The following is a 15,409-nucleotide window of genomic DNA, read 5'->3' as shown; positions in this document are numbered from 1 at the left end:
GGGTGTGGGTGTTGGCCAATAAAAACCACACCAAATGGGGCGGTGGGGGGGCGGGGGGTTTTGTTGGGAAGGTGGGGCCCCCCCCCCCCCCCCCCCCCCCCCCCCCGCAGAATCGCGAGGAACACGGGCCTTGCGCTTGTCGGGGTGCTGCGGCCCTCCATTGATCCCAAGATTCGCGGTCGGAGTTTTGAGGAATCGCAACGCAGAACCAACGATCCCGGTGATGCGCGGCTCCGATATCCGACGCTCGAACGCAACTCCATCGAGTGTCATACCCGATCTCGGCCAGCCCGGCGACGACTTCCGGGAGGCCCCGGCGAAGAATCGCGGAAACGTTTTCCAGGAACACGATTCTTGGTCGTAGAACGCGAATCGCTTCAAGGACCGTGTACCAGAGTCCCGAACGTTCATCCTCCAACCCCTTTCTCAGTCCGGCATTGCTGATTCCCTGGCATGGAAAACCGGACGTAATAACGTCCACCTCACCTACCAGGGTGGACCAGTCAATTTGTGTGATATCCCCGAGGTTCGCGGCGTCCGGGTAGTGCTCGGCCAGGACCGCGCAGGCTCCAGGGTCGATCTCAGCGACGTATCGCACCTGGTCAGAGGTGATGTGCTCGGCAACGATGCCGAGCGCTCCGACTCCGGCGCACAGCTCAAGAATGGGCAAGGAAGCACCCTCCTCCGGGCGTGGGAGGGGCCCCGCGGCGGTAATTCCACGGGGCCCCAAGCCGAGTGCCGGCTAGAACTTCGGGTCGGAAATGGCCTCGTTCCACGCCTTGATGACGCGGATCACGGGCTTTCGGTAAGAAACGTCCCGACCCTTCGAAGTCGTGTATTCCACCAGCTCCAGCTCAAGCAGGCAAAGGGCCTCGCCATCGACCTTGATCAGAGAGTTCTCGATTACGTGGAGAACCTCCGCGAGCTTCCAAGAGGACGTCTGGAGACGGAAGACGCCCAGGTCGTAATCCTCCGCCAGCCGGAACTCAACGGAAATGCTCGGCGAGGGACCGCGCTTCGACTTAGCAGCCGCCTTGCGATCCTCCATCAGAGCGGGGCAACCGCACGGCCGGCCCTTGTCCTCCTCAGGGCTGAGAAACTCCACGCCATCACAGTGATGGATCAGATTGCTACCGTTCCAGAGCTTGAGGTCGGACGAAATAGCATCCACACCGGTAAGCACCACCTTGACCTTATCCGTGGTGGTTTCCACGTCGATAAAGTTTTCGTTGGTGGAGTCGGTCTCTTCCGGCTCACCGCCCATGAGCTGAGCGATAGCCTTAGCCACCTCCGGATCGCCGGTGGAGACGCGCCACGCGGGCAGCGTCACGGGAATGCCGTTCTCCTGCTTGCCGCCGGAGAATCGACCCACGGTGTCGTCAGAGAAAGTCTCCTTCGGGCGAGCGGCCGGGTCGGTCTCGAAAATGCGAAGCGCCATGAAAATCCCCCTGGTTTTGGGCATGAAAAAGGGGCTCGGCCCGGGTCGGGCGTGCCCCTGGTGGTTGTCTATTCAGTTGTGTGACTACGCGCGGCGCTGCGTGCCGGTAACGATCCCGCGGGCGCCCTCGATGATGGCGCGGCCGATCACGGACTTAGACGTCTCGCGGTCCCAGTCGAAGACGCGTCGCAGGGTCAGGAACACGTCGAAAACGTCCCGGCTGATATCAACGGGCTTGAATGCCCAGCCTTCCGGGGTGATATGCAGGACCGCTGCCCCATCGACTTCCGGCATGGATTCCTCGGTGCCGTCGGGGGAAATGAGCTTGTCCGCATGGGCGTAGGCAGCCATCTGGAGTGCCACGTCCGGGTATGTGCTTTTGCTCGTCTTCCAGTCGACAATCAGCGTCACCCACGTGCCGTGCTCGTGGTCCGGCTTCCCGTCCTCGCCGAGGCGGATACGGATAATCGCGTCGAAAGAGCCGGCGTACTGGTGGGTATCCGACCAGGCGATATCCTCGGCGCGCACCAGCTCGGGGCGTACGGCGTCCAGGAACTCCGCGAATCCCTGCCGGTACGGCTCTAGGTCGGGGTGTACGCGGCCGATGATCTCGCCTCTCAGCATGCGCTCGAAGAGGTCGTGTGCATCGGAGCCGATGCGGGCCCGGAGCTTGGTGTACCGCGAGTGAGCGTTGCGCAGGTAATCGACCGCGCCCTGTTCATCCCGCTCGGCGATCGACGTCACGGCGGGCAGGTTGGCGACGGCCGTTTCCGCGGTCAGCCTGGCGGCCCACCAGACTAGGAACGGCTTGGGCAACATGGAGAGTACGGAAGTCACGCCCGGGTACTTGATTGCGGTTTCCGGGTCCACGTACCACCGTGAACCGCCGCGCTTGATAGTCCGGATTCGTCCGGCCATAGGTCCCCCCTCGGGATTGGTGGGCGAGGGGTGGTGCGGTGGTGGTTCTCTTCTATTTTTTAGAGCACAAGAAAAAAGTAGAAGAAAGGGAGAAAGGCCACCCGTTCACAACCGCGCCACCCCTCGCCCGCTGTTCAGCGGCGCACGGCGAGCGTGTCCGCGAGTGCGTACAGGTCTTCCAGCGAGCCCGAGTTGGGGATGGTGACGTCCACCGGGGCCCCGTTTAGCTCGGTCTCGCTCACGTGGTTCTCGGCGTCCCCGCCGGCTCCGGCCCCAGGACGGTCGACCCGGACCACCAGGAAGCCCCAACGGCGAAGCGCCGCAAGTTCGTTGCGGTACCGGACGTCCGAGACGACGACCGGCAGACTCCAGCCCATGGCGGTCTCGACACGGGCCCGGACGATCCGGAGCCAGTAATCCGGGTCGCCCTGGCGAACGGACTCGCCGAGCTGCTGAAGAGTGCGCCGGACCTCGGGGTATTCGGTCTTGCTCCGCTCCCACCCGTAGCGGTTCACCACGTCGGACAGCCGGATTGGAAGCGTCGCCATGCCGAACGGCTGCGCGCCCACGATCGGGTCAAGGTCGAGCGCGGCGCGGCGTACTTCGTCGGCGAATGCGAGCCGGGTGAACTGGTACCGCTGCACCAGCCGGCCCGCAACGGTGTCCTTACCGCTCCGGGCTCGACCGAGCAGAGCCACGTGCCGGTAGGTCACTCGGTGACCTGAAACAGAGCAGCCTGGCCGGGCAGCTGCTCGCCGTGGTCGTCGCCCTGGCGCTCGTTGTCAGCAGGCTCGACCGGCACCGGAGTGGCGAGAGCGTCCGCGGTCTTACCGTCCTCGACCCGCTGCACGCTCTCACCCACACCGAGCAGTGCGGCGGCCAGGGCGAGCACCAGAGCACTCGGCAGGGACGGGACATAGTGGGCGACCAGGGCGAGTGCGGCGGTCACGACCGCGTACAGGCGGGCCGGGTGCGACTTGACGAACTGCATTGATATTCCTCCGAGTTGAGTGATGTTGATCAGGCGTTGGGTACGCGCAGTGCGTCCCACGTGGACTTGCCGGGCCAGCCGTCGGCGTCCGTGCCGGTGAACCCCCGCTTGCGCTGCCACTTCGCGTAGGACTGGCGGTCGGCCTCGGTCCACTGCGGGCCCGGACCGGACGCATAGGCCGAACAGCCCTCGGCCACCAGGCGGCGGCCCATCGCGGTCACGATCGGCGAGCGCGGGTTGGCCTTGAACCACGCGGCGCCCGGGAACGGAACGTAGGCCGAGGTCGAGCCGCCGGAGCCGGCGAGGGCCTGCGCGCGGCGGACGATCTCGCCGAGCTGGGCGACGATCTTCGGGCCGGGGCACTGGTCGTGACCGCCCCACGCCGCGCCGCCCATGCCGTGCCACCCGAGGCCCTGCCCGCTGGTGGAGCTGGTGACCTGAAGCGGCACGCCGTAGACACGGTGGGCCCACGCCAGTACAGCCGCGCACCGGTCGAGCTGGGCGTCAGTGAGGCTGTCGCCGCCCCTGCCTTCGTTCTCGACCGACAGCCAGTCGTAGTTGCCGCTGCTCTGCGCCCACGCTCGGTCTGCGGTGTCGACCCACTGCCAGAGTCGGCCGTCCCGGCCGGAGCCGAAGTGTGCGGAAGCCTTCGCGGCGGGGTTGCGGAACCAGGCGTCCGAGCCGGACAGCGAGCCGTCCATGATGTGAATGACCACGCCCCGTACGGAGCGCTGACCACCCGCGGCGTAGTTGATCGAGATCGGGCGCCACTCGGCGCCGGGCATGCGTGCCATGCTGTTTCCCCCTGCTTCTGGGCATGCGAAAGCCCCGCCGGCTGACCCGGACGGGGCTCGGATTTGTGATGAAATTGCTTGTGGGGCCGCCTACTTGGCGAGTGCCTGCACCAGGCTGATCACGGCCGCAAGTACGCCGGTTACGGCGCCGATGGGCAGCGCGTAACGCCACGCTTCCAGCGCCCTTAGGCGCGACTCGTGGTCGGACAGTTCCTCTCGGACACGCTCGCCCTGGTCGCCCATCGCGCGAACGTCCTCGCGCAGCATCACCACCTGGTCGTACACTTCGCGGGCGCCGATGCTGACCACGCCGAGCTGATCAGGCGGGGTCGGCTGGCCCGGTGACTGGGATTGCTGCATTCGGGTCGGTCCCCTCGGTGCGGATGCTGACCGCAGCAGCGAGCGGGCGATAGTCAATTGTGCGCCGAAGTAGGGAAGTTACCGCCGCTTCGGCCACGCGTTGCACCTCCTCGCCCGCCCTGCGGATGGTCTCTGGTGTCGGCGGTCCGGGGTCCTGCCCGGTGGCGTACGTGACGATGGCTCGTACGTCCTCGGGCGGGAGCACGATCGCCAGCGTGTACGTCTGTGCGTCCACTTCTATGTCACTCCTTTCAGTAGCCGGCCGGGGCGTTCACGGCCGTCCACGTGCCCGCGCTGCTCGCACCCGGCGCCGTGGTGGTCGACACCCCGACCGCCAGGCCGAGCCCGATCGACAGTGCCGGGGCCCCCGCAGATTGCCGCGCCTGTAGCAGCACGCGGCGCCACGTTCCGGTGCGGGTGTGCGGCGGGTCGAGCGTGTGCAGCCAATCGCACCGGAGCCACTGTCCCGGGGCGATCCCGATTGCTACTGGCGCCGTGGTCGCACGTTGGCTGTCGACGTCGTATAGGCGAAACTCGACCATTCCGGAACCACTGGTGCTGGCCCGGAAGTCCACTCGGAGTACCGGGGCGTTCAACCCTCCGATCCCGATCTGTGCGACCGCCTTGAACACCGACCCGCCCGGCCACCCCTCATACCCGGTCATGGGCAGCGGTTCGTCTCGGGCCCCCGTCCGCGGGTTCCGTTCGATCGTGTCGAGTCGGCGCCGCAGCTCCGCCAACTCCAATGACAGGCTAGGGACTTGCAGCGCTCCCGACATTGCCGAACACCTCCCCCGGTACGAGCGTCAACGTCGTTTCTTCGCCGCCGTCGGCGAGTCGCACCCCGATCGTGGTGACCTTGTACGCGCCATCGAGCACCAGGCGCCCGCCCACTCGCGCACGGGCCCGGACCTGCACTCCCGGCACCACGTCCCCCGGCCCCGGATCGGTGCCCGGGTAGAGACGAACTGCCGGAATGCTTATGGGCGTTGAGCCCTCGGCGATCACCTGCTGTGCGTACGCGGTGAGCGTGTCCCCTCGGATCACGTCCTGGCGGGACTGGACCGCAGACAGCCGAGGGATTCGCCGGCTCGGGTCGCGCTCCGCGGGAAGGTTGTACCACCAGGCAGCGAGTTGGCTCTCTGCTTCCCCGCCGCCGGTCACCACGGCTTCGGTGACCATGTTCGTACCGTCCACCGTGGCGGACGGGATATCGCAGTTTGCCCCGTGCTCCAGCGTCAGATCCGTCGGGGTGCCCGAGGGCGGCGAGAACCGGACCGTGTTGACGATCCGGCCGCCGAACCACGCATGGTCAATGCGGAAGTCGAATCCGTCGCGGACGCCCGCCATGTCTTCGACCGCCTTCCCGACCATCTTCCGTTCATAAGCCCGATAGGTGCGATCGCGCAGGATTCCTGTTACGGCCGAGCTGTCGAAGGTGAGGGCTCGCGGACCGGAATTCCAGGTGTACTGCCCGGTACCGTCCGCGAAATCCTGCAAGAGGGTCTGCACGATGGCGCCCTGGTCGCGCTGCACGAATATCGCGTCGTAGGTGATCTGTCGGCGCCTGTAGTACTCCCACAGCCCGAGGCAGTGCAGTTCGGCTTCCTCGTTCTCAAGGTCGAGCGAGAAAGCGACCAGGGGCCCGCCCCATACGATTTGCTGCCCCCGCTGGATATAGACCAGCACGCGCCACGGCCGGAGTGCCGACCAGTCGAAAAGGGTAAGCGGGACCTTGACCGAAGCGGGCCCCGCGGAATTGGCCTCCAGCGAATACGACAGCTCGGTGACTGCAAGCTCTCCCCAGACTTCCCCGGAATGGAACTCTGCATAGATGACTCGGTAGTCCGGTGCCATCAGGCCCCCTATTCCGCCGGGAATATGCTCATCTGGCCGTTACTCTGCCACTCGTCGAAACGGTGTGACGCATCCTCGGAGTAGAGGTACAGATGTACAGCGAGACTTTGGTTTTTCGGGATCTGCACGTGCGCCGTCCCAACGTGCGCGCCGCCCGTGGCGCGCACCCTGATGCCCTCCCACTGGAATGCACCATTGGACAGGACCCAGCACGACGTCCAGCCGTCGACGCCCGATGCGGACATGAACCGCATTTGATAGCTGATGATCCCTATCCGGTCGTACGGCACGGCCGGACCGTCGAAGAAAATCACGCGTCCATCGCCACCGCCGGGAGCGGGCGCCCCCCACCATCCGGAACTCCCCTTACTGGTGCAGTACATGTGCTGCGTAGGGCGGTAGCTGACCGGTCGGACGTCCGTGGCGCCCTTGACGTACAACCGGTCTTCGTCGCTGTTGTAGACCAGTCCGCCCCGGTTCTGGTTGGCGGCGACCGACGCAACGCCCTGTCCCGGAGCCGTACGGAGAGGGGCAAGGGGTGTCGGGTCACCCTGGCCGGCGGTGTACCGCATGTCCTCGATATCGGCCGCGGAAAGGCTGGTCGCCGATCTGCGGACGCGCACCTTGGCGAGCACCACGAAGTTCTGAAACGGAATCGTGGGAGCGCCCGCGCCCTCGACTCCGCGAACCACGTCGATTGTCCACCCGGCCGTCAGGTTGCCGGGTGCGAAATTCGCCAGAGGAACTTCCGCATACGCTGTCACGTCCGTGTCGTCGGAAACGCGGGCGACGATCAGGTCATAGCGGTCTCCGGTGATCGATGCGGTTGCCAGATCGAATTGCACACCCGGCGAAGGGAGATCGACGTAATACGCCCCGCGACTGTCCCTCAGACCGTTCTTAGTCAGGGGAATCCAAGCGCGGCCACCGGCGACCGCCACCCGGGCGGAGCTGCCGGGAATCGCAGTCACCTTCAAACCGTCACCGGCTGATCCGGCGAGAACTCCGACGTTTAGCCCGCGTACGTCCGCGAGGGCCGCCCGAAAGTCAGCCGCATCGTATTCCCCCTTATGGATGAAAAGCGGCGCGCGAATGCCTGCCAACTGTCCCCCTTAAATCCATGCGGCGCGCCAACGCACGTCCGCCCCGCGGGCCTTATCGCCCAGCAGGTCGTCAAATTCGAGCCGGACCGTGCCGGGCCGGAGAGGGAACCATACGGAATCCGGGCTCAATGCTCCGTACCGGCTAGCCCCGTTCAGACGGACCGCCCTCGCCTTTGTGTCGATCGTCAGAACCTCGGCCGTGGGTACTGCAAGTTGCACCATGATGCGCTCACCCGTCGTGCGGTTGAGAATCGACGGGTTCACGACCGGTCCAGTGATCGTGTAGGTCGGCCACGTCGCCGTATTACCGTCGACCGTGATATCTGCGGGCGGCGAAATCGAAACGGCCCCAGCCCGCATGAAGCCGAACGGGAAGCGGAACGGGAAGACCCGGGCCGAACCCCTCGGACTCACCGGCAGAACCCGGCCCGTTGTCTCCCGATCGGCATACAACACCGGATCGGCCGCCCACAGCTCAACGTCGAACCGGGCAGCCCCCGCGGCGAACACGGCCCCGGTCGGAGCCGAACGCTTCCGCACCCGAGCCGTCAGCCGGCCGAGCCCACCAGCCACACCCGGGACGGCGAACCGCAACGTCCGGTCTCCGCCGCCGGGTTGGAACACCCGGAGTACGTCCGCAAGTGTCGCGGGGTCATCCAGCACCGTGAACGACAGCGTGACCGTGCGAGCCCCGAGGTAGTCCGCCCCCGTGCTGGCCCCATGCCGTTGCAGCAACGTCCGATCCGCCGTCCGGACCTCGGGGCCGTCGAGCAGTCCGCCCGGTTCGTGCAGCACCACGGAGCCGGGAGCGCCCAGCAGGACGCCCCCGTACTCCATCGTGTAGGGCTGCCCTGTGAACAGCGCGGCAGCCAACTACCCACCTCCTGTTCGTAGTTGCCAAGCGATCTCGCGACCGATCTCCCAAGCACTGGCGCCGGTGCGGGCGTTGACCGTGATCGACGGAGCCGAGCCGGCCACCGCCCCGAGCGGGGCCAGTACCGGGGCGGGCACCCGGACGGGCGGGATCGTCACCAGGGAGCGGAGTCGGGCAGTCAGTTCGGGCGCCGCCTCGTCCACGCCTTCGGCGATGCCGGGAGGAATCCAGCGGCCAATCCGGTCCGCCATGAGTCGGGACGGGGAATGAATTCCGAGGGCGTCCGCAATGGGCCCGGGAATGATCGATTTTGCGAACCCGATCAGCTTGTCTTTCAGCCATCCGGCCATGCCGGATATGCCGTCCCAGATGCCGCGGGCTAGATCCCGACCCTTGTCGACCAGTAGGTTTTTGAAGTCGCCTAGCGCGTCCTTGATCCAGCCAGGCAGGCCCTTGACCCAGCCGATAAACTCCCCGAATTTTTCCTTGGCGGTCGACGCAAAGTCGCCCGCAGCCTGTCCGGCATTCCGCAGCGTCGTTGCCACGGAGGAAACCCAGCCGATCAAGTTGCCGAACCAACCGATACCGGTTCCGATGGCCGACCAGAGAGCCGAGAAAATGGGGCCAGCGAGCCGGATTACGACCGGGATCACGACCCCGAGAATGTCCGCGCCGAGCCGTCCGAGCCACGACAGCAGCGAGCCCAGAAATTCGATCGTTGGGCGGCCTTTCTCGACCACTTCGAGTAGCTTGGCGCCGATCATCTGGAGAGCTGGGACAACGCGCTCCGACACGAACGCACTCACCGCCGCGAAGATGGGAATCAGGTTCGCGGAAACCGACTCGTAGACGCTGAGGACGGCCGGCCAGACCACTCCGACCAGGATGGAACCGAGGGCGGAGACGACCGGCATTACGGCGCCGAGAATGGCGGAGACGAGCTGTAGAGCCGCCGGGACGAGATAGTTCGCGAGTGCGTCCCACAGGTTGTGGGCCACCAGTCCGGCCCGTTCCAAAAGTCCGACGAAACCCGAGCTGGTGACCTCGGCGCCGCCCGCGGTAAACGCTGCGGCGAACGCCCGGACACCGCCTATCGCAGAGTCGAATACACTGCGGACCGTTGCCCCCGCCAGAATGATGGGGTTGATCCACGACGTTGCCAGATCGACACTCGCTCCGGCTCCGGTAAACGAGCCGAAGAAGAGCCGGACCACATCGGCAGCCGCCTGAAGGGGCGGCCCGAATGTGCTCGCCAGGAACGTCCCGAACCGCCCGAGTACCGGCAGCACGTTGTCACCGATGAAGTTGGTAAGACCGACCTCTAGGCTCCGCTTGAACTGCTCGATCCGTGCGCCCGCATTGTTGTGCAATGCGTCGCCCATCTTCTCAGCAGCCCCGGTCGTCTCCCCGAGGGATTGGGCAGCCGATTTCACATCCAGAGCCAGAAGACTTTGTCCGAGATCTTCGACTTTAGTGCCGAAGAGCCCGACCGCCACCTGTGATCTCTCTGCCGGGTCCTTGATTGCCTTAATGCCGTCGAGAACCTGCTGTAGACCCTCTCTGGCACCAGGGCCACCCGCAGCGATTTTGCGGGTCATATCCTCGGCGGAAAGGCCGATCGCCTCGTATGCCTCGGTACTGGCCTTTGAGCCGTCCGTGGCCCTGATCTGGAATTCCTTAAGGGCGTCAGCGACGGTATCCGTGTCTCGCGCACCGGCCGCCATCCCCTGGGACATAAGCCCCATGGCGTCGGCCGCAGACAATCCGAGATCCCGAAACTTCGTGGAATACTCGTTCATGGTGTCCGCCATGTCATCGGCGCGCGGACCCATTTTCTGCATTCCGACGGTCAGAATGTCGAGCGCTTCCGTACCGTCTTTGGCCAGGCCGTTTTTCAACATCTGCCCGACCGCATTACTCGTCTGGCCGAGATCCAGCTCAAAAGTCTTGCTAAGGTCGGTTACCTTGCCGGTGATGGACTCGATCTGCGCATTAGTGGCTTCCGGCGGCAGGATGCCTGACCGCATCACCCCGGATATCGCCTGCGCCGCTTCCTCGACATTGTCGGTGACGCCGTGGGCATAGAGCTGCCCGGCAGCCTTTCCGTACCGTGCCGCTTCCTCGGGCGTGGTGCCCAACTGGGCCTGAATCTTGCCGTTAATGGCGCCCTGGTCGAGCGCATCCACAAATCCCTTTGTGAGTACAGCCGCAGCAGCGATGCCGACGGCCAGAATGCTGCCCTTAAGGAACCCGCCCATTTTGGACGTGAAACCCTCGCCGGCCGAGGCTCCGCCCTTTTGGCCAGCCTCCGCGCCAGCCTGCTCCGTCGGGCCTGTGACCTTCTGTTTCAGCTCATCCGCGAAGCCTTGCAGCTCGGGAACGATGCTGACATATCCCACCCCGACTTCAACCGCCATCAGGCATCACCCCCGGCGGCCGGCTGGAATCGGGACAGGTACTCGGCGACTTCCCGCCGGTCCCGCGTCGTCCCGCCGATGCGGCCCGCACGGACACCCGGCCGCGGAATAGGCTGCGGGCGCGCTCCCGGGTTCTTCGATCCCGCGTTGCCCCGCTGCCAATTGGCCTCGGCCAGGCGGTCATGTAGTGCCGCGAGTAGCTGAGTTTCCAGTGTCCACCCGGCATCAGGCCCGGCAATCTCTCGGGCCAGGGCGGAATCCGCTGGAAGGTGTGCGAGAAGGGCCCGCAAGCGGCGCCACGTCAGCCCGGAACCGGGCCGGAAGAGGTCCCGAAGATCGGCGCCGTAGTACCGCTGAATATCGGCTTCTATGGCCTCGCCGTACTCGGTCAGGAGTCGGCCGAGGCCTGCGATTCCCCCAGCGGGATACCCTCGTGCCGCTGCCACTGCCGGAACAGCTCACCGAGGGCGGCGAGGGGTGCGGGAAGCGCATCGAAATCGGGCCACTGGTCGCCGAGCCCGGCACGCAGAAGAATGCCGATATCACCCGCCGAGGGCGCTTCGATATTCACTGTCGAGAGCACCGACTTATCCAGCTCACCAGCCGAAGGCATAGTGAACTCGCGGCCCGCCAGCGCGAATCGGAAAGGCTCGCGGCGAGCCTCCGCAGCCCACACATCAAGATCAAAAACATTGCTCATCTGTGATACCTCTTACTGCGTAGGGTGAACGTTTCTTCGCGGCGCTACTTCTCGGGCGCCGAACCCCACGCGGGGTCATCGCTGTACTTGAGCGCAACGGTCCCGTCAGCACTCGGATAGGCGGTCACGGTCAGCTCGTACGAGAGCGCGGAATCGCCCTTGTACGTGATATCGCCAGTCTCGGTGACCTCGCCGTCCGGAATGACGATCCGAATGTGGGAATCACCGTCGATCACGTCGAAGCCGAAAAGCCTGCGGTCCGTCCCCGGAGCCTTGACCGCAAGCACGGACTTACCGCTCGTAGTAATGACCTTCGAGCCCTTGTGGTAAAGCTCAAGGACGGTCTTAGACGTCTCAATTGCGGTGAGCTTGAACGTCATTTCGGAGCCGGAGACAACCTTGCGGACCGTCTGTCCGCCCTGCCAGGCCTTGATTTCCGAGGTATCAGCCGAGTTGCTTTCGGTAATACCGTCATCGGAGATCCAGCCGATATCGGTAGCGGCAGCTGGCCATGCGGTCGTGGAATCAGTCGGCGCGGTTGTGCCCCTCGGGGCAACGTAAGCGGCACCGGTGATGGCGACCCGGACCGCGCTGGCGTTGAGAGTCAATTACTTTCTCCCGTTCATGGAAAATGATCATGGAAGCCCGAGTATCATGCCGCCATGGACACGGCATTCGGCGCACTAATCGGCGCGGTGGTGGGATCGGTGACGACTGGCGGCGCGGCATTCGCTAGCGGTTGGTTCCAGCGGGAGGGAACACGAGTCGCAGCGCGCGCAGAGCATCGAAAGGAACGGCGTCAAGGGCGTCAGGACTCCTATCGGACATTCCTGACAACGAGCGTCGACCTTGTGGCTATCGCCCGACAGCAATGCCGCAATGCACGGATCGGTGATGAGTTTGACACCGAACTCATGAACTCAGTTGCGCACGCCTTGACTGAAGCATGGATCGATGTCTCTCTGTACGGCCCCCAGGAAGTCACAATGCGGGCCGCCGCGGTGATGGAAGCACTGGGCCGACTGATGGCCGGCTCGGCCTTCGTCGCTGAGTCAATGGACGTCACGAACGCTTTCCCCGAGGACATCAACAACTTCGACAGGACAACCCAGGAGTTCATGTATGCGGCGCAACTCGCCCTTGACGACGATGGCAGCCAGCGCCTACGGAAGTGGCCCGCCCGGCGGTAGCGTGCGGCCCCGCATGTGGATTTCCACGGCGAACGCGAATCGCGGAGAGCTGGTCTGGTCGTCCGGCAACCATATGGGGCCACCAACCTCGGTCACCCCGTAGACAGTCACCCCGTCGCGCACCCCGGGAATCCGGTCGAGCAGTGCGCGGGAAAGGGCAGCGAGATCGTGCGCCGCGGACTCGGTCTCGGCCCACGCGTGGATATCAAGTCGGGGCCGGTCGCTTACCGGGGTCTGCCGGACACCGCCGATTCGCTGCACCCGGACGAACTCGGCGGGTCGCGGATTCGGAATCCGAGAAACCACCGGGACGGCTCGGCCGGAAGCAGCTAGAGCGCTTCGCAGATAGGCCGTGACAACCGCTACGGCGTCCGGCATGACTATGACGGGCTTACTCGCCACGGGCACCGTCCAGACCCCGCAGCAAATCCCGACGCGAACCGGCGAGACCGCCGGAGTGCGGGAAGTCGTAGTTACCGATGACAGCCGCGCGCCACCGCCGCTTGCCCAACTTCGCGTCGGTCTTGAAAAGCCCGTCGTTCGCCCCGGCGGACTCGGCGATTGCCTGCGCGATGCGGCGAACCTCGGCCCCGACTTCCGGGTTTTTCATCAGCCCGTTGATATTGCCCTTGTTGGGCTTGAATCGCTTCACCCGGCCACCGCCTTTAGGTGCGCTTCGGTGTGGTGGTGCTGCCCGCCCACGCTGTACCGGCCGGGCTCCCCGTCGCACTCCCACAGCCGGCCGAGCGCCGCGACCCGATCGCCGGGAACCAGGTCGAGATCCGCCCCGGGGCGGGTGACCAGACGCCATCCGGTCACCACGGTGGGCCGGTCGCCCTCGGCCTCGGTGGACACGTCCGGTTGGACGGACACCCGGCGGTACGTCGTCCTGGTCGCGTTCGCCCAGTCCCGGTCGGTCGACTCATTGCCGTACCGGTCGACCACGGCCGGGGCCCGGACGATCACCACGGTCTGTGCGTACAGCAGCGTCACCAGGACCACCCCTCACCGAGGGGCAGCACCGCGATGCGGCGCCGGTACCGGGCGAGGGCGTCCCGCTCGACCGGGGCGAGAGACGCCCCGATGGTCTCGGCCGCGTAGGTCACCGACACCGAGCCGACCGATTCCTGACGCAGGTCCCGCGGGTTGGTGAACACCCGGCCGGCGAGCGTGAGCACCAGGGCCCGCACGTCCGCCGGAACCTCGGCGTACCCGTGGGTGTAGGTGACGTGAAGTGGCCCCACTCCGGGCCGGACATGCAGTTCGTCCCGCCACAGTCGGTAGTCGACCGGGGGCACCACAGCGCCGCTCCGGCGGACCAACTCCACTGACACAACAGGCCGTTGGGGCAACACAGCCACACCGTCCCGCGGAACCAGGGCAACCGTCGTGGTCGCCCTGGTGAACCGTTGGCGAGCCTCGGCCCGCACCACGGCCGAGGCGGTCTCTAGGACCAGCTCGGCGCCCTCGGGCAGTTCTTCGGGGGTCCGCTGTAGCCACGCGGCCAACTGGGCGACCGTGGCGAGCGGGGGCAGTTCGGTACCCACTCTGCCCCCTTACTTGATCTCTTGGGCGCCGCACTCCAGACAGCGCGTCACGGTCCGGGCAGCCCCGTCGACCGAATCGAGAACCGGAAAGCTCTCGACTCGGGACGGGGCAGCGCAGGATTCCGTGTGCGGAAGTCGGGGAGTGGGCGCCGCAGCACGCTTACGCGGCGGCATTCCGATTCCCCTTCCTTACTTGGCGAGAACGCCGTTAAGGCGCGCGGCAGCCTTGCCGCCGAAAACCGCCACGCCGCAGTAGAACTCGATGCGGGTGCGGAAACTGGGCTTGGTCTCCAGCTCGCCCAGGTCGTACACCTGGACGCCACCATTGGTGAGACCGGTAACGGCGCGGTCGTCCTCGGACTGGCCGAACTTGACGGCGTAAATGGAACTCGCGTCGGTCGCGGTTCCCTGCGTCTCGTTCTGCGGGAGGATATCCGCGCCCGCGGCAGTCTGGCCCGGGTCGAGAACGGAAATACCGTTGTAGGTAACGACCCGCTTACCGGTCAGATCCTCGCGCACGATCTCGACACCGCCGATACGGCGGGCCGCAGAACGGATCTTGGCGATCACCTGTCGATTGGCATAGATCGCACCGTTCGACGCGGTGAGCCCCGGAACGGATGCCACCAGGGAATCCAGCAGGTCAAAGAAGGTGTGCGGGTCGCTGGTGCCGTTGCCCAGCACCGGAGCACCGTTGGTGCCGGCCGACAGAACCTGACCACCAGTCAGACGCTTTCGAAGGCCGTCAAAAGCCTTGGAATCCGTCGCGGTGTCACCATTGAAAAAGGTCTCGGCGAACTTGTACGACGCGGCCTTGACCTTCATTCGGGTCTGAATCGCGCGCTGGTCGTTGAGATTCCCGCGGGTGCGGACAATGAACTTGTCAACGTCCGCGTCACCACCGAGAATCACCAGGCTCTCGGACTTCTGGTTGACCGTGCCGGTGCTCTCCGAGTAGCTGCCGTTGACCGCTCGGAACTCAACGCCCGGAAGCGCCGCCTCCTCGTTGTAGGCGTAGGCGTTGCCCTCGATGGTGAGCATCGGGATTCGGTCGAGAATGCTCGACTCCTGCACGAAAGTCTCAATGACTCCGCGCTGAAGATCAGTCGTGCTGAGCTTCGCGGCCTCAGCCAGAGTAAGTGCCATTTAGGAAATTCCCCCTGATTCTGGGCATGAAAAAAGGGCCGCCCGGATTCGGGTTAGGCCCTCGGAAGTAAGAC

At 65.4% G+C, this 15,409-nt stretch carries 18 protein-coding genes; 1 reads left to right on the top strand and 17 read right to left on the bottom strand.

Annotated features, from left to right (window positions below; all coding sequences use genetic code 11):
• The 13 genes from ACGF0D_RS25695 to ACGF0D_RS25635 all read right to left on the bottom strand — a co-directional run.
• The coding region (locus ACGF0D_RS25695) for a DNA cytosine methyltransferase (protein ID WP_392920128.1) at window positions 1-670 on the bottom strand (670 nt) is incomplete at its 3' end.
• A gap of 72 nt (window positions 671-742) precedes the next feature.
• Window positions 743-1,462 (bottom strand): hypothetical protein, encoded by a 720-nt coding sequence (locus tag ACGF0D_RS25690; protein ID WP_392920048.1) that lies wholly within the window; start codon window positions 1,460-1,462, stop codon window positions 743-745.
• Window positions 1,463-1,522: 60 nt separating this feature from the next.
• Entirely contained in the window at window positions 1,523-2,356 is an 834-nt protein-coding gene (locus tag ACGF0D_RS25685; RefSeq protein WP_392920045.1) for a hypothetical protein, read from the bottom strand.
• Between the two features lie 134 nt (window positions 2,357-2,490).
• A complete protein-coding gene (locus ACGF0D_RS25680) occupies window positions 2,491-3,069 on the bottom strand; it encodes a hypothetical protein (protein WP_392920042.1) in 579 nt (192 codons plus the stop codon).
• Window positions 3,066-3,347 (bottom strand): hypothetical protein, encoded by a 282-nt coding sequence (locus tag ACGF0D_RS25675; protein ID WP_392920039.1) that lies wholly within the window; start codon window positions 3,345-3,347, stop codon window positions 3,066-3,068. Before ACGF0D_RS25675 ends, ACGF0D_RS25680 begins: the two co-directional genes overlap by 4 nt.
• A gap of 29 nt (window positions 3,348-3,376) precedes the next feature.
• A complete protein-coding gene (locus ACGF0D_RS25670; protein ID WP_392920036.1) occupies window positions 3,377-4,141 on the bottom strand; it encodes a peptidoglycan-binding protein in 765 nt (254 codons plus the stop codon).
• A 90-nt stretch (window positions 4,142-4,231) separates the two neighbouring features.
• On the bottom strand, window positions 4,232-4,501 hold the full coding sequence (locus ACGF0D_RS25665; RefSeq protein WP_392920033.1) for a hypothetical protein: 270 nt from the start codon (window positions 4,499-4,501) through the stop codon (window positions 4,232-4,234).
• A 753-nt stretch (window positions 4,502-5,254) separates the two neighbouring features.
• Complete coding sequence (locus ACGF0D_RS25660; RefSeq protein ID WP_392920030.1) at window positions 5,255-6,358, bottom strand: hypothetical protein; 1,104 nt, start codon at window positions 6,356-6,358, stop codon at window positions 5,255-5,257.
• Window positions 6,359-6,366: 8 nt separating this feature from the next.
• A complete protein-coding gene (locus tag ACGF0D_RS25655; RefSeq protein ID WP_392920027.1) occupies window positions 6,367-7,461 on the bottom strand; it encodes a hypothetical protein in 1,095 nt (364 codons plus the stop codon).
• A 9-nt stretch (window positions 7,462-7,470) separates the two neighbouring features.
• Window positions 7,471-8,334 (bottom strand): phage distal tail protein, encoded by an 864-nt coding sequence (locus ACGF0D_RS25650; RefSeq protein ID WP_392920025.1) that lies wholly within the window; start codon window positions 8,332-8,334, stop codon window positions 7,471-7,473.
• A complete protein-coding gene (locus tag ACGF0D_RS25645; RefSeq protein WP_392920023.1) occupies window positions 8,335-10,752 on the bottom strand; it encodes a phage tail tape measure protein in 2,418 nt (805 codons plus the stop codon). It abuts the gene before it with no gap.
• A gap of 388 nt (window positions 10,753-11,140) precedes the next feature.
• The gene (locus tag ACGF0D_RS25640) at window positions 11,141-11,452 is read right to left on the bottom strand and encodes a hypothetical protein (protein WP_392920020.1); all 312 of its coding nucleotides are present in this window, start codon (window positions 11,450-11,452) and stop codon (window positions 11,141-11,143) included.
• A gap of 44 nt (window positions 11,453-11,496) precedes the next feature.
• Window positions 11,497-12,060, bottom strand: coding sequence for a hypothetical protein (locus ACGF0D_RS25635; protein WP_392920018.1), 564 nt, complete (start codon window positions 12,058-12,060; stop codon window positions 11,497-11,499).
• Between the two features lie 54 nt (window positions 12,061-12,114).
• Between ACGF0D_RS25635 and ACGF0D_RS25630 the strand changes: the two genes are divergently transcribed.
• Window positions 12,115-12,642 (top strand): hypothetical protein, encoded by a 528-nt coding sequence (locus ACGF0D_RS25630; RefSeq protein WP_392920015.1) that lies wholly within the window; start codon window positions 12,115-12,117, stop codon window positions 12,640-12,642.
• Between the two features lie 391 nt (window positions 12,643-13,033).
• Here ACGF0D_RS25630 and ACGF0D_RS25625 read toward each other — a convergent pair whose 3' ends face one another.
• From ACGF0D_RS25625 to ACGF0D_RS25610, 4 genes are all read right to left on the bottom strand, one after another.
• Window positions 13,034-13,294 (bottom strand): hypothetical protein, encoded by a 261-nt coding sequence (locus ACGF0D_RS25625; RefSeq protein WP_392920012.1) that lies wholly within the window; start codon window positions 13,292-13,294, stop codon window positions 13,034-13,036.
• Complete coding sequence (locus ACGF0D_RS25620) at window positions 13,291-13,635, bottom strand: hypothetical protein (protein WP_392920010.1); 345 nt, start codon at window positions 13,633-13,635, stop codon at window positions 13,291-13,293. Before ACGF0D_RS25620 ends, ACGF0D_RS25625 begins: the two co-directional genes overlap by 4 nt.
• Window positions 13,632-13,943: a hypothetical protein gene (locus tag ACGF0D_RS25615; protein ID WP_392920008.1), complete on the bottom strand. Its 312-nt coding sequence runs from the start codon at window positions 13,941-13,943 to the stop codon at window positions 13,632-13,634. Before ACGF0D_RS25615 ends, ACGF0D_RS25620 begins: the two co-directional genes overlap by 4 nt.
• A gap of 435 nt (window positions 13,944-14,378) precedes the next feature.
• Window positions 14,379-15,335, bottom strand: coding sequence for a major capsid protein (locus tag ACGF0D_RS25610; RefSeq protein WP_392920005.1), 957 nt, complete (start codon window positions 15,333-15,335; stop codon window positions 14,379-14,381).
• Between the last annotated feature and the right edge of the window lie 74 nt (window positions 15,336-15,409).

Source organism: Kitasatospora sp. NPDC048298 (assembly GCF_043201465.1).
Lineage (GTDB): Bacteria > Actinomycetota > Actinomycetes > Streptomycetales > Streptomycetaceae > Kitasatospora.
Note: the sequence above shows the minus strand (reverse complement) of the source record. Positions and strands in the feature narration are given on the sequence as shown.

What these genes read in the sequence shown, in the direction of transcription:
- ACGF0D_RS25690 (WP_392920048.1), bottom strand. Translation starts at nt 1,462, where the DNA reads ATGCCCAAAACCAGGGGGATTTTCATGGCGCTTCGCATTTTCGAGACC.
- ACGF0D_RS25685 (WP_392920045.1), bottom strand. Translation starts at nt 2,356, where the DNA reads ATGGCCGGACGAATCCGGACTATCAAGCGCGGCGGTTCACGGTGGTAC.
- ACGF0D_RS25675 (WP_392920039.1), bottom strand. Translation starts at nt 3,347, where the DNA reads ATGCAGTTCGTCAAGTCGCACCCGGCCCGCCTGTACGCGGTCGTGACC.
- ACGF0D_RS25670 (WP_392920036.1), bottom strand. Translation starts at nt 4,141, where the DNA reads ATGGCACGCATGCCCGGCGCCGAGTGGCGCCCGATCTCGATCAACTAC.
- ACGF0D_RS25665 (WP_392920033.1), bottom strand. Translation starts at nt 4,501, where the DNA reads ATGCAGCAATCCCAGTCACCGGGCCAGCCGACCCCGCCTGATCAGCTC.
- ACGF0D_RS25660 (WP_392920030.1), bottom strand. Translation starts at nt 6,358, where the DNA reads ATGGCACCGGACTACCGAGTCATCTATGCAGAGTTCCATTCCGGGGAA.
- ACGF0D_RS25645 (WP_392920023.1), bottom strand. Translation starts at nt 10,752, where the DNA reads ATGGCGGTTGAAGTCGGGGTGGGATATGTCAGCATCGTTCCCGAGCTG.
- ACGF0D_RS25640 (WP_392920020.1), bottom strand. Translation starts at nt 11,452, where the DNA reads ATGAGCAATGTTTTTGATCTTGATGTGTGGGCTGCGGAGGCTCGCCGC.
- ACGF0D_RS25630 (WP_392920015.1), top strand. Translation starts at nt 12,115, where the DNA reads ATGGACACGGCATTCGGCGCACTAATCGGCGCGGTGGTGGGATCGGTG.
- ACGF0D_RS25610 (WP_392920005.1), bottom strand. Translation starts at nt 15,335, where the DNA reads ATGGCACTTACTCTGGCTGAGGCCGCGAAGCTCAGCACGACTGATCTT.